Origin of the sequence: Aureliella helgolandensis (assembly GCF_007752135.1) — a bacterium.
GTDB lineage: Bacteria > Planctomycetota > Planctomycetia > Pirellulales > Pirellulaceae > Aureliella > Aureliella helgolandensis.
This window is the reverse complement of sequence record NZ_CP036298.1, coordinates 638,044-652,130: the sequence shown is the minus strand read 5'-3', so window position 1 is coordinate 652,130 and position 14,087 is coordinate 638,044. Positions and strand designations below refer to the sequence as shown.

Below are 14,087 nucleotides of genomic sequence, written 5' to 3'. Positions count from 1 at the left end.
GTCGAGCGGATGATTCTCAGGCTAGCGAACGGTGGTGGCTCACTCGACGATGTCGGGAGGCCATGCCCTACTGCTCAGTAGTAGCTGTGGTCAGGCGGTAGATGCAGGCCGAGGCGCCGCGTGTCTCGTGGCTGAAGACGCCGATGTCCAGCCCCTTGGAATGCGGTGTTAGGAAGTAAGGGACCACTTTACCGGGGAGTAAATGACTAAGGTCCTCCCATGTCCCATCCTTGAAATCACGCCAGGTTTTGAAGCGAATGAATTTGTGTTCGTCGCAGTTGTGTTCCCCCGCGTAGGTTGGGCAGAAATAGCTGGTCGCGTACCAGTATCCCTGATAGAAGTCGACGTCGTTGGGCACCAGACCGGTTCCCTGCCAGCTGCCTGCGACGGCGTTCGTTTTTTTTCCGAAGCTGCTGTGGATCTCGAACTCTTGCTTTTCGAAGTCGGTTACTTCGACCACCACACCATGACTGGAACCGACCACGTACAGCGTCCCGTCAGATATCGTCAGCGCGCGGGAATACCCCAAATGCTTGGAAAGATCCAAGACCGAAACGCTGCTGCCAGATCCCATAAACCGAAACACTTGGCCACTGTTCGGATTGAGCGCATACATCCACCCCGTCGCAGCGTCGCACACGATATCATGCGGACGTTGCAGCTTGACACCAGCCAGTGATGTCGCAAAGTCGTCCCATTGGTCGCTCGCCGGATCGGCAAATGTGATCAGCCGATGGTTCCCGGTATCGGTTGCGTAGAAGCGTTTCTCGATGGGGTTGAAGACGACGGCGTGGGCGTCGGCCAAGACACTGATGGGCGACTGTCGAAACGGTGACTTCGAATCGGCCCGATAAAACAGCCGGTCACCGCTGGTCACGATCTCGACCTTGCCACTGTGGTCTATATGCGTGCACGCCGGAAACGATCCACTCTGCGGCGCGTACTTCTCGATCACAATTCCGCTCACACCCCTCGGCTGAGCATCCGCTTGGCGGCCATTGAACAGACAGGCAAGAAGAACACTGGCGAAGATTGCTTTTTTTGTAGAGTTCATGTTGTAACGGAATTTATAGGCTATGGACATCGTTGAAAGCCATCAAGCATACACGGTGAACACCATCGGGGTCGATGGCTGCTCTTCGTTCACTTCACTTGACGTTACCGGGCAGCGATACCAGATCAGGGAAGTGGAGCCCATTTCCCCCGCGTTTGAGCCGCATTAATTTGCTAGCATGTCGCAATCGACGGTTCGGTCCGGTGCGGGGTATTCATGAGGTGGTGATTGTCGAACATGAGGCTCAACTCGTGAATGCATCCACGCCCCGTACAGCGCCGCTTGCACAAAGGCAGCGACTCTCCGAGGCTTCCCTGGCCTCTGCGTGCTCCGCCCGCAAATGCAGCCTATCTCAACCTGAAAATTCACTGCGTTCACCTCCCCGGCTGCTATCCTCGAAACAGTTGCAACTGGCATTCACCGTCTAGTAGACTTGCCGAGGCGATAGACGGCTTGTCGATTTAAGAACTATATTAGGTTTTGATGCAGAGGCTGAGTCCTCAATTGTTCTGTAGCAGCGACCACCTCGCCTTGCTTACCGGGCTGTTGATTTAATCGCAATTTGAATTTTAATACGGAGGTAGCATCCTTAATTGCCTTGTAGCAGAGGTTATCTTTCCTTGCTCACGCGGCGGGTTACGATTTCAACAGCCCGTCACGCGGCGGGTTACGATAGCGAACTGGCCCGCACGTTGCAGGTATGCCCACAGCGATCCGGAGTAAGGGAGAGCAGAAGTCGTGTGTCTCCGGTCAATTTGAATCCCAAATCAGAGATCACAGAGCAGTGGACAATAGTTTCAATGACGCTCGACCCGCCAAACAATCTGGCATGCGATCGTCGTTGCCCACCATTGGTCGGTCTAAATGCTTGCGATAGGCACTCATGAGCTATTCAATCCGAACACTTGCACTCTGCATAGCAGCAATCGCTGTATTACTCACGCTGCTGCAGTTTCCGTCTGCACAGTCGGCCTACCTGGTGTCTGTTGGATTCGGATTATGCCTACTGGTAGCCATCGCGTGTGCGATTGGCTGCAAATGGCCGACACGCGCGTTCTGGATCGGTTTCTTAGTGGTTTCAATATTCGCCCGCTATCTCGATTCTGAAACTCGACTTCGGAGAAATGGTTCCCCACCAATCAGCAGCGACATCGCGGATTGGCTCGCCCCCCACCTACTCCATGATGCACTGGCACCAATGGGCGAGCCTGGTTCGTCCGATTATCGACTCACCAACGACCGTCGGCACGTTAGATACATAGTTCGAGGCAGCGATGGACGACCTGAGAGAATTGGGAGCATGTCACTCGCCTCGGCGCAAGCGCGAGGCATCACCATAAAGGCCCTACATAGGCAACCCGAGGTGAAAAGCTTCGCATTGATCGTCCGGGACTTGATCCCCATTCTGCTAGGGCTGGGTGGCGGCGCAATCGCATACGGACTCTCTCGACGAAACTCGCACTCGGTTGGCGGCTAAGGCTGCAGTAAGTCCGCGGGGCAAGCGATGTCCACACTTCCGCTGCTCACTCCACTTCCATCCTATTTCCATTCAATGATGGATTCAGCACGACACTAGCCGAGTCGGTCTCCGAGGTGCCTGCTGCGTGGATTTGCTACATTTGCGACTGCAAGACGGCAACGAGGTGGAGTGTGAAGTCAATGGTTACGATAAAATTGTGACAACCTCGCAGGCTCCGAACGCAAATTCTTTCAATCGAAAATCACGCCTGTCGAGCGTGCGATTCCAGACGTTCTACTTCAGAGACAAGACATGCGTAAAACAACACTGGCGATCAACTCGATCGTTGACATCTTGTTCCTCTGCTCTCTCGCCTACGCACAGGACGTGGCAATAATCGATCGTGGCTAACGTACCCATTGCACTCATCTACGAATTCGCTGAGTCCTCTCGAACCAGATCACTTGCGAAAACTGTTGCTGTGGCCTTCTTTGGCGGATACACTCAACAAGAGCGTCAGTCGGGTTGGTTACGCTCCATTTCTGCGTGACAAACGATGGCGGTGCACGAAAGTTCGTGCTGCTGTCCAACTTCCGAGTTCATCCAATCCGTTGAGTCCGTGATTGCCGCCATGATTCGATTGAAAGTGAGACTGTTGCGAGAAATGACTGTGTCCCCAAGATTACTAGTGTTAGCCGTCTTCGCCAATGTAGCGATCGTCTTCGCAGCAACTGGCACCCAAGCGCAAGACATTGCGAGAGATGATGCTACCCGCGCTGCGATAAAACCCACCATCGTCGAGATTGAAGCAGTGATGCTTGGCAAGAAACACAGACCGCTGGCGGAATTCGTGGCGACTGATGCGATATTCGAGGAGGCGGATTCTCCCTTGATTCCTTACCTTGAACGAATAATCGCGAACACATCCGATGAAGGTGAGCGTTCGTTTCCGGAAAAATCAAAACTATTCTGGACGATGCTTCCCGAATCGACACTGCTGCCGATTTTTAAACGTTATCCAAAACTCGATCCAACACAGGCTATTTTAGTATTTCGTGAACTTGATCGTCGGAATGGACAATTGAAAGCCATTGGTTACGTACTTCAGCGGTTTGACCGAGAGTGGAAAGTTGTATTTGGATTTGATGGCAATGGTCCAGAGGACCAACTCTCGAAGAATGCCATCCCCTTCGAGCCTGTTCCGTAGCCAACGAATACCACACAGCCAGTCAACCTACCGCCCTCGCTAAGTTTCTTGAAAAGGGTCCCCAAAAGAAGGACGCCGTTGGTCGGCAAGACGGCAAGCATGCCGCGATGATGGCACAGCTCTTCATTCTTCACCGTCTGAGGTGCATCCAGTGCGATATGCAGTAGTGGCCAGCGTCAGGAGACAGGGCAGGGGACGGTCTGTGGAAACCAGGCAATCCCGCAAGCCGCCATAAGGGCACCAACCGTTCTCATTTTCCTTTTTGGATTCGATATTTTGCCGCAGGGCCAACCGCAGAAGTTCGCTTAAATCAACAGACGAATGTTGCCATTGGTCATGCTGCTAGAACACAACCATGGATAATAGCAACCAACCAGAAACCAATCTGGCAATCGCGTCCCTCTTCGACCAATCCCTTGGGCGGTTCCCCACATTCTAGTAAGGCGAGCCAATGGCTTCACGAAATCGACTTGGGCTAGTGGCCAGCATTCTGACGATCTGGGCCACGATGAGTCCCGCCCTCGAGCAAACTACGTACGCCGCTGAACCACGGGCCCGAATTCAGTTCAACCTGTGGGATGTTCCATCGGGCAAGCCCGTGCCGGCCATGGTTTGCATCCGTGATCTGGAGGACAATTCGGTACGACTTCCACCGGATGGCCGCATCATGCAACAAGTGAGTCAGACCCATGAATTCTATCATGGCATTGAATATGAAGCGGACAATCCAGACTGGATCGGTCCAGCCAGGAAGACCCTGGGCATTGGGGACAACCAAGACCGCAGCTTTGTCTACGAGGAGCTTCCTTCGCTACCGTTCTGGCACGAGCCTGTGGTTTACCAGACCCAGCCAAGTTTTTCAATCAAACTCGAACCGGGGCGCTACCAAATCTCAGTCGCGCGGGGCATGGAGTACATCCCCATCACGGAGAGCTTCACGGTAGCAACCCAGGATCAGGAACACACGCTGAAGCTGGACCGTTGGGTTGACTTGCCCAAGCGGGGCTGGTTTTCCGGCGACGTACATGTCCATCATCCAACGACGAAGAAGGCGCACCGCGATTTTCTGTTGCGCTATGCCGAGGCCGAGGATTTGCATGTCGTGAATGTCCTTGAGATGGGACACCACCGCGGCACCGATTTTAAGCAACTCGGATTTGGCAAGAAGTTTCGCGAGGTCCGTGGAGCCTACTGCCTAGTAAGCGGGCAGGAAGAGCCTCGTAGCACATTCGGGCATATCATTTGAACACATCCGCCATGGCTCGAGATGTGGCAACCTATGACCTTTACGACCTAGCATTCAAGCGACTGCATGACCAACCGGATGCCGTCGTGGGCTTCGCGCACTTTTCGTGGAACGGCTGCGATTTGCCACGAGGCTTCCCCTGGTACGTTACCACTGAAGGCATTGACTTCGTGGAGCTGCTGCAGTTCAGCCGCATCAACACGCTGGATTACTACGACTACCTGAATCTTGGATTTCGCTTAGGCGCGGCAGCTGGAAGCGACGTGCCGTGGGGATCGACGCTGGGTGAAGTACGAACCTTTGTCCACACTGGGGACACTCTCGACCTCGACCGTTGGTTCGCCGGTCTGGAGGCCGGGAATACGTTTGTCAGCAACGGGCCAGCACTGGAGTTTACGGTCAATGGTCAGTTGCCCGGGTCCGAAATCAAAGCGGATGGCAAGAGCTCGGTAAAAGTGCATGCCCGCGCTTGGGGGCATGAAAAAGTTGGGCTTCCCGAAGTGCTTGAACTGGTAGGCAACGACGGGGTATTGCACGAAGCGCGCAGAAACGACAACGACTCCAATGAGCTTAGCCTAGAAGTTGAGGTCGACATTTCACGCAGCACATGGCTAGCGCTTAGCACTCGCTGTGCAAACGGAGCGTTGGCTCACACCACGCCCGTCTACATCGTCGTCGACGGTGAACCCACGTGGTCACCACAAGAGAGTGCACGAATCGTACGCAAACAGCTCGATGCTATTGCCTTGATCGAAGAGGAGTTTTCCAAGGGAAGCGACCTTCGCAGCCTCGCAATTCGCGAGCGTCTGGATCGCGCCAAGTCGTATTACTCAAAACTATTGTCGGCTACCGAGCAAGCCCTGCGCGCACACGAGTGAAGAGCCGCTTCCGAAGACTGCGCAACGGCTTGGACGGTTAAATCGCCAATCCTAAAACACTGCGGAACTGGCCAAATTCTTGAACGGTTCTGCCGCTATAGAACGCTACCCAACACGTCGATGCGTCAGGCGACGCGTACCATTCCGTGATAACGACGGTGATTGCAGGAAATCGTCAACCTCTCGGGTGGACAAACCTGCAGGAAAAAAAGCATTGCAATTGAGCAACGCTGGGTGGTGTCAGCCCAGCTCCCGTGATACCCCTGCCGCTTCCATTGCGTCCATCTCGACTGAAAGCAAGAATCGGTGAACTGCTGTCCCAGAGCAGCGGCAATCGGGCAGCCAGTGCAGCGACACCAGACTCACTGCTTCCGTTGGTAGGCGAATCGCTTTCCCCACTGAGAGGTGCACAGCGTGACACCGTTGAATTGGAAGTCTACATCGCTGACAGCGAAGTCCCCTTGCGATGTCCGATCCTCTCTAGCGCTCTAGGATTGCAGTGTAGGATTGCGGTATATTGAGGCGAATGCGACTTCGTTGACGCCCGATAACGTCGCCGCAGGGAAAGACCAATTTCCCGGCTGCCATGTCACCGTCTATGAACAATGGTTTCGATAGATCCGTGTCCTTCAAATTCCGACGGCGGATAACCTGAGAACTGCGCGCGGGTGATCCATGGCCGCGCATTTCGAATTGGTGAATCAGCCCCCTTTCCAATTGCAATTCACCTCTAGATCAAAATGTGCGTTCATGCTCCAACCCAATGACTCACGTTCGCCGCTAGCTGTTTTGATTGACGCTGACAACACGAGCATGTCGATCGTGGAAGGGCTACTCGCCGCAATCGAGAAGCTCGGTGTGGCCAGCGTTAAACGGATCTATGGCGACTGGACGACTCCAGGGTTAACCCAGTGGAAAAAGGTCCTGTTAGATCAATCCATTCAACCGATCCAGCAATTTCGCTACACCGTTGGAAAGAATGCCACAGACAGCGCCATGATTATCGATGCGATGGATCTACTCTACACAAGTAGATTTGGCGGATTTTGCCTAGTTTCGAGCGACAGCGACTTCACACGTCTCGCCTCACGGATACGAGAATCAGGTACCAAAGTCTATGGATTTGGCGAGAAAAAGACTCCTCTGCCCTTCGTTTCCGCATGCGACCAATTCGTCTATACCGAAGTTTTTTTGGAACCCGCTAACGCAACACCTACGCCCCTTGCCTCGGATACCCCGGAGATGGTGCTACGACGCGATCAGAAACTCCTGAATCTGCTTCGGACAGCGATTGCCACGGCATCCGACGAAGATGGCTGGACGACACTCTCAGCTGTGGGGAGCTATATCAACAGGACTTCTACCGATTTCGATCCTCGAAACTACGGTTTTTCAAAGCTTAGCGAACTCATATCGGCCATTGGTCTTTTCAAGCTTGAACGACGGGGCAATCAACTCCAGGTGCAGGACGGCAGAAAGAAGAACGGCACATAAACCACACACCGCTGCACCAGACCTTCAGCAATAGTCGGAAGCAATAGAAGTATGCGTGTCTCATTCTCCCAAGGAAGCCCTGGCATGCATTTCTGCCTGAGCGTTACCGCGATGTCTACCTTGCACGTGCCTTCAAACCGAGCCCCCGTGATGACCGCGCGATGAACGGTAGCAATCGTGCCAGTCTTGCTTACCAACCCATTAGGATCGGCGGCTTCGTGAACGCCCCCGCCAGCTCGGATGTCAAACTGAATTCCGTACGGTACAACGTTACAATGGAATCATGGATTACTTAAACCCACTCAACAATACATTCCTCTTGCTATTTATCTCGTGGTCCATTGGCGCGATAACCGAACCGTTGCTTCGGAGGTGGATCGACTACCGAGAAGTCCGGAACTACGTTCTTCGAAGAAGCAGATTCTACCGGCTGATCAGAGTTACCCTACTTCGAAGTTTGATCATCAAAGCTGGCCTAAACTGCAATTCGAAACTTAAGACCATTCCCGGCCGGAGTCTGAAGTCCTTAATGGCCGTTCGACAAGCAATGACGGAGGCGGAAATTGGGCACTGGATCGGATTTGTAGTCATGCTGTTAGCAACCCTCTGGGCATTCCTTCTGCACGCATCTGTGCCGGTATTGCTTTCACACATGGCAGTGAATGTCCTGGGCAACGTCTACCCTTGCCTGCTGCAACAGTACAACAGACGAAGACTCGACGTATTGATCCGTAAAGCCCAAGAGAGAGAAAGTGCCGAATCACGATGAACTCGTTACCGAATTGCCGTTTGCAAAGACCCCACTCAACAGACCAATTACACCGTAATGCACCTAGTCTAAGAGCCCCAAGAAAAGACGGTGCCACATACCGTCTGCAAGATGGTTGCCGAGTTTCGGAAGAAGACGGCAACCGACACTTGCTGCCGTATGGTTTCGGAAGCCGAGCTAATGACGTTAGACAACACTGAGGTTCGCTATATGCCAATCAATAGCCAAGCCAAAAATTCATTTCGTCACCAGCTTGCGAGTTTAACCCAAAGGGCTTTTTCCAATGCCTTAAGGTCCGCGAGCGCAAGGATCGATTATGCTAGTCAAGTAACATGTCGCTCAATCTGCAAGCCGCCGAGGCACCGCCTCACGGGCTGAGTCCATGTCATGCAAGCATCCATCCCGAAAATCAAATCGAGTTGACGCAATAGTCCATTTTCCGCCGTATCACTGCCACGGCTCAACGGGCTGTTGATTTAATAGCAATTTGAATTTTAACGCGGAGGTTGCGTCCCATACTGCCTTGTAGCAGCAACAGTCTTCCCTTGCTCACGCAGCGGGTTACTATTTCGACAGCCCGTCAAGCGTTGGACGACGCTCGGGGCAGGGCAGTTCCACTCAACTGAATGTACATACCATGTCTGGAATCGGATTTCATGAACTCCTAGTAGTGGCCTTGGTCTTGGGGATGCTGGCCATACCGGTCGTGATCGTAATTTCGATCATCCTCTACGTTCAGAAAAGCCAAGGAAGAAACGCATCGAACCATTCCAATTTACGGCATTGTCCAGACTGCGGTGGAACAGTCTCGCAACTCGCTCCGAGCTGCCCTCACTGCGGGCGCCCCATGTCTGCCTCAGTTTAGAAATGGAGTTGGACTCCCCATCTTGAACGACTCGATCGAACCATGCTGAACGACGATGCTTTACCTGCTGCTCGCCAGTGCGATTGTGGGCGAAGTAGTACGCGAACCAAGGATCGGGTAGGAGCCGCAGCTACGTCGAAGCTCTCCGCAACGCGGCGAACCTTGGCATACTGACGGCAGGCTCCTCGAACTTACTCAGGTGATCGTAGGCCAGGGATGCACGACGGGGTCCTACAGTACAATCAGGGACTTGCGGCTAGCATAGACCAATGCCTCTTGCCTACTGGAGTGCACGTGGCAACGGATCACGCCACAGCCTCACCGAGAACCTATCGCTTCCTGCGGGGATAGGTGATAGCCGTCCTTAACCGAATGATCGCTGCGATGAAGATTGATAATCCCCAAGTCAAACAAGTGTTTGACCGCTACCCTGCAAACATTCGCAAACGGCTGTTGAGGCTGCGTGCGTTAATCTTTGAGATGGCTCACGCGAAAGGTGTTGGCCCGCTTACCGAAACACTCAAGTGGGGACAGCCAAGCTATCTAACAGAACAGACGAAGGCGGGAAGCACAATTCGCATCGACGCAACTTCCCAGCCTGGGCAAGTGGCAATCTATTTCATCTGTCACACCAACCTCGTTGCCAGATTCCGCAGAGAATTCCCCGACACCCTAAGCTACGATGGCAACCGCGCCATCTTGATTGACCGGCTCGACGAAATCGACGAACCGGCCCTCGCACAATGTCTTGCTATGGCATTGACCTACAAGGTGGCACCGAATTCTTAGGCGTTCCAGACCGCGGAAACTCAAGCAAGAATTAGTGTTGCGGCGAAGTGTGCAAACTCCAGCTCTGACACGATTCTTGCTACGCAAACAAATCGTTAACAGGTCGGCCTCCAGCGTCCTTCGTAACGTAGAAGGGCCGTCCTTCAATATCGAAGCCCGTCGCGGGGCTGATTCCCATAGCTGTCATAATCGTCGCGTGCAGATCCGGGATAGTGACAGGGTTTTCGATAGCAATCAAGGGTCTTTCATCGGCCGTCTTGCCGTACACCAAGCCGCGACGCATGCCCCCGCCAAACATCAGTACACTAGAGCCACCGGTGAAGTGACGATGCAACCCGTAGTGCTTCATCTCTTTGACGATATCCACTTTTTCGGTTGCCTGATCATTGGCGTTTGAACCAGGCACTCCTTCAATCAGCGCATCGCGACTAAATTCGGAAGCCACGATCACGAGGGTGCGGTCGAGTAATCCGCGAGCCTCTAAATCTCGGATCAGTTGTGCCACGGGCTGATCAATTTCGCTGTGCATTCGCGCGACGGTTTCATGGCCATTTGCGTGTGTGTCCCAGTGCAAAAAAGGGACGTATTCGGTGGTAACTTCGATAAAGCGGGCTCCCGCTTCGGTCAATCGCCTCGCCAGTAAACAGCCTTGCCCAAAGCGAGTCGTACCATAGGCACGTTGGCTCTCGGGAGGCTCCAAATTAATATCGAACGCAGCGCGTTCTTTGGAGCTCAGCAGCCGGTTTGCATTGTCCAGCGCGCGGAGCATCGACTCTTGCTGATAATCGCTCATATACTCTCGCTGCGGCGATTGATCGACGAGACGCTTGAAGAGCCGGTCGCGATTGACGAAGCGCTCGTTGGTCATCCCACCTGGCGGGCGCACCGATTGCGCCGCGTCTGCGGGGAACGGCAGGTTCATTGGTCCAAATTCGCTGCCGAAGAAGCCTCCCGTCGTAAACGCTTTCAGTTCCTCACTCTCGCCCACTCCCTCCAAGCGTTGGCCGATGTTGATAAACGCTGGTATCACAGGATTCCGGGGCCCAAGAACCTTTGCCATCCAAGCCCCCAAGTGAGGGCAAGCCACCGTTTGCGGTGGCACGTAGCCGGTGTGCCAGTGGTATTGATGGCGCGAATGCAAAATGCTGCCTAAATCGGCTTGGACTGCCGAACGCAATAGCGTTCCCCGATCCATGATTTGGGCGATCTGCTCCAAGCCTTGGCAAATCTGCAAACCATCTACTGAAGTATCAATGGCCGGAAACGTGCTGAGCATGTCGGCCACGGGCAACCCATCGCGAAAAGCCTCGTAGCGTTTGGGGTCAAACGTATCAGGCGCTGCCATGCCGCCTCCCATCCACAGCAGGATGCAAGTATCTGCCGTCGCAGTGGGATGTTCGAGCGCATGAGCCTGGTCTGCAGCGAGTGCCCGCGGCGCAGAGGAAGCCAGAGCAGCGATCGCGGCCGCAGACAGCCTCCCCAGGAAATCGCGACGAATGACTGCCGGAGGTACAGTGGGATCAATTTCAAGGTGCATGGAATACTCAACCACTAGGCAAAGGAGAATGTATCGTTAGCGAATCAGCAAAAACTCAGGCAACATTAGAACGGCCCACAGCAAGTCCTCAACTTCAGTCACCGTTGGGGGCTCACTCAAAAACTCCAGTGCTGCGGCATGCTCGACAACTGTCGGATTGCGCGACAACGCAAGCTGAAACAGGTGGACAGTTAACGGTTCACGCTCCATCTGCGACAGCTTCTCAGCCCCGACGGCAAGTGCCGCCGCTAGAGACGAGCCGTTGGACAGGTCCACCGCTTCGAGCGTGGTCAGTTCGGTGGGACGCATCGAAACAATTTGCTCGCGAAAGGGCCTCCCCAACGAGCGCATCAGAAAATCATTTTTCATGAGCGAGGCGCGGACCATCGGCGTATTGTCGCTCATCGCATGTGCCAACATGCTGCCCGCTGGCAAGTCCAGTGTTGAACTCCAGGCAGCGTTGGCCGGAACAACCGTCGCTGCGGTCCACTTCCCACCGCCGCGCTCCACAGGCCCCTCACCAGGCCCCTCACCAGGCCCCTCACCAGCAGCGGGAACCGTGGGGTTATACTCCCAAGTATCATCGGAGGCGATGACGATTTGGGCCCCATTGCCCAACACAAGCCGCGCTTCGAAGAACAAACCGGCTGCATTGGGAGTGCTTCCAGCGTTCGAGGCCACGACCAAAAACTGATTATCTCCCTGTTTGAGCCACGCATCCATGACGACCGTTTGCGGCTCAGTCCAATTGTCTCCCGTGGCCACCTTTCGCCCGTTGATGAAGAGCGTAAAACCATTGTCGCAGGTGATCACCGCATTCCCCTTCGCAATGCTATCCTCCAAGACAAATTGCTTGCGTAGCGAGAGAGTCTCCCCTGCTGCAGGCGTTTGTCCATCAGCAGCCGAATCGCCCCAAATCCACTGCGCCTGCAATTCCAAGCTGTCGGACGCAGGATCACCAGGCAGGCTACGACGTACGGGGGCATCCATGCGGGTCGGCGCTGCCCCGGTAATCATCCACACGGCATCTAAAAACTGTTCCGCAGTCATGCGTCGAGCAACTGGGCCACGGTAGACATACTCGCCAGCCACTGGAGTCGACTGTGGAGCGCATTGTGATTGGTAGGCCTGAGATGTTGCAATCAACTGCAAGACCGATTTCAGATCGTAGTCATGGTCGGCCAGATAGACAGCCAAATAGTCGAGGAGATCTGCATTCCAGGGCTCCGACTGCATGGCATCCAAGGGGTGAACGATGCCGCGTCCCATCAGCTTGTACCAAAGCCGATTGACGATCGTGCGCGTGAAACGTCCATTGTCGGGATGGGTCATTAAAGCGGCCAATTGGCTCAACCGTTCATCGCGCGCCGCCGACGGGTCGACCTGACCAAGCTCAGGGAACAGCCAACTCGCTCGGGCTTGGCGACCAACCGATTTATCACAACGGTGAATATCCAACGGGCGTTCCGAATAGATGGCTGCCAGGCCGAAAGCTTCGTCTAGTGTCCAGCGATCGATAAAGCTGTCATGGCATGAAGCACATTTCAAATTGATTCCCAAAAAAGACTGGGAAACACTCTGGGCAAATTGAATTTCGACACTCTGCCCTGCGCTTACCTCCCCGCGCCAACGAATGCCATCGATATAGCCTCGGCTCTCCGAGGAAGGCGGGGCAATCAACTCTTGAGCCATCGTATCGAAGGGCTGATTGTTCAACAGCGAGCTATAAAGCCAGCCACTAATCTGAGCACGGCCGCCCGTGATAAATCCGGTACCACTATAGTCGTTGCGCAGAAGATCATTAAAAAACGTTAGCCAATGATCCGCGTAGGCAATATCGTCGGCCAACAATCGCTGAACGACCTTCGCTCGTTTCTCTGCATCGGTATTGGCCAAGAACCTCTGCAAAGACTCGGGTTCTGGCAACAATCCGACTAAATCCAGTGACGCGCGGCGAAGAAATGCAGCATCGTCGACTACTGCAAGTGGTGCACTCGATTGTTCCTGAAGGTAGCGATCCAGAATTCGATCGATCGGATGGTCTCGTCCTGCCACAGCTGGCGGCAATTCGGGGCGTCGCGGGCGCAGCGGCGGCTCATAGGCGATCGGAGCAAAACTGAAACCGGCTTCCCACGGCAAGTCGGCAGCGATCCAGTCGCTTAAAGCCTGCTGTTCGTCGCGCGTCAGACGCGGCTTCTCGGGCGGCGGCATCTGAGTGTCAGCGTCGCCTGCAGCGATCAGCTCGAGTAAATACGATTCGAGGGGCACTCCTACCGTAACGTGTCCCGAATCCACGAGCAGTTCGCGCGTATTCATCGAAAAGCTGCCCTTGGCCTCACGCCCCGTATGACATTCGGCACAGTGCTGCTGCAGTATGGGTACGATCTGGTGGGCAAAATCGACCGACTGGCCCACCAGGGCTCTGGGGAGTGCCAATAGCACGCCCAGTACGAAGGGGAGAGTAACCGATGGGCAACAGGGGAGGGTGCGTCGCATGGGAGGGGAGAACCGGTGGGACGATACGGAATAGGAGACGATGCGAGGTGCAATAGCACAACATACAGTGCTTAAGCTCTCTACCCACTATTCTAGTCGTTTAGTGCAGCCCATTTACTCGGTGGAAGAAAATCTTGAAACACGATTTCTTACTAGACGCTTCGGCTAGACTCAATTATTGAGTTGCATGCTTCCGTGGCACCAGCCCATGGGGCCGGTGTCTTAGCAGGCTGCAGATTGGGCTGATTGCAACTTGATGAGCACTGCCAATCCCTGGCGGTCCAGCGGACTTT

9 protein-coding genes are annotated in these 14,087 nt (G+C 54.3%); 6 read left to right on the top strand and 3 right to left on the bottom strand.

What is annotated here, in order from left to right; translation table 11 throughout:
* Nucleotides 1–67 precede the first annotated feature (67 nt).
* The gene (locus Q31a_RS02320) at nucleotides 68–1,054 is read right to left on the bottom strand and encodes an NHL repeat-containing protein (RefSeq protein WP_145073408.1); all 987 of its coding nucleotides are present in this window, start codon (nucleotides 1,052–1,054) and stop codon (nucleotides 68–70) included.
* A 2,090-nt stretch (nucleotides 1,055–3,144) separates the two neighbouring features.
* Here Q31a_RS02320 and Q31a_RS02315 point away from each other — a divergent pair.
* The 6 genes from Q31a_RS02315 to Q31a_RS02290 all read left to right on the top strand — a co-directional run bounded on the left by Q31a_RS02315 (nucleotide 3,145) and on the right by Q31a_RS02290 (nucleotide 9,761).
* Nucleotides 3,145–3,720, top strand: a complete 576-nt coding sequence (locus Q31a_RS02315) for a hypothetical protein (protein ID WP_145073405.1) — start codon at nucleotides 3,145–3,147, stop codon at nucleotides 3,718–3,720.
* A gap of 451 nt (nucleotides 3,721–4,171) precedes the next feature.
* Nucleotides 4,172–4,966: a CehA/McbA family metallohydrolase domain-containing protein gene (locus tag Q31a_RS02310; protein WP_145073401.1), complete on the top strand. Its 795-nt coding sequence runs from the start codon at nucleotides 4,172–4,174 to the stop codon at nucleotides 4,964–4,966.
* An 11-nt stretch (nucleotides 4,967–4,977) separates the two neighbouring features.
* A complete protein-coding gene (locus tag Q31a_RS02305) occupies nucleotides 4,978–5,844 on the top strand; it encodes a CehA/McbA family metallohydrolase (RefSeq protein WP_145073397.1) in 867 nt (288 codons plus the stop codon).
* A gap of 750 nt (nucleotides 5,845–6,594) precedes the next feature.
* A complete protein-coding gene (locus Q31a_RS02300; protein ID WP_145073394.1) occupies nucleotides 6,595–7,338 on the top strand; it encodes an NYN domain-containing protein in 744 nt (247 codons plus the stop codon).
* Nucleotides 7,339–7,621: 283 nt separating this feature from the next.
* A complete protein-coding gene (locus Q31a_RS30660; protein WP_231691034.1) occupies nucleotides 7,622–8,107 on the top strand; it encodes a glycosyl-4,4'-diaponeurosporenoate acyltransferase CrtO family protein in 486 nt (161 codons plus the stop codon).
* A 1,249-nt stretch (nucleotides 8,108–9,356) separates the two neighbouring features.
* The gene (locus tag Q31a_RS02290) at nucleotides 9,357–9,761 is read left to right on the top strand and encodes a DUF1801 domain-containing protein (RefSeq protein WP_197356061.1); all 405 of its coding nucleotides are present in this window, start codon (nucleotides 9,357–9,359) and stop codon (nucleotides 9,759–9,761) included.
* 79 nt (nucleotides 9,762–9,840) lie between these two features.
* Here the strand turns inward: Q31a_RS02290 and Q31a_RS02285 are convergent, their stop codons facing one another.
* A complete protein-coding gene (locus Q31a_RS02285; protein WP_145073384.1) occupies nucleotides 9,841–11,298 on the bottom strand; it encodes a DUF1501 domain-containing protein in 1,458 nt (485 codons plus the stop codon).
* A gap of 36 nt (nucleotides 11,299–11,334) precedes the next feature.
* Complete coding sequence (locus Q31a_RS02280; RefSeq protein ID WP_145073381.1) at nucleotides 11,335–13,794, bottom strand: DUF1549 domain-containing protein; 2,460 nt, start codon at nucleotides 13,792–13,794, stop codon at nucleotides 11,335–11,337.
* Between the last annotated feature and the right edge of the window lie 293 nt (nucleotides 13,795–14,087).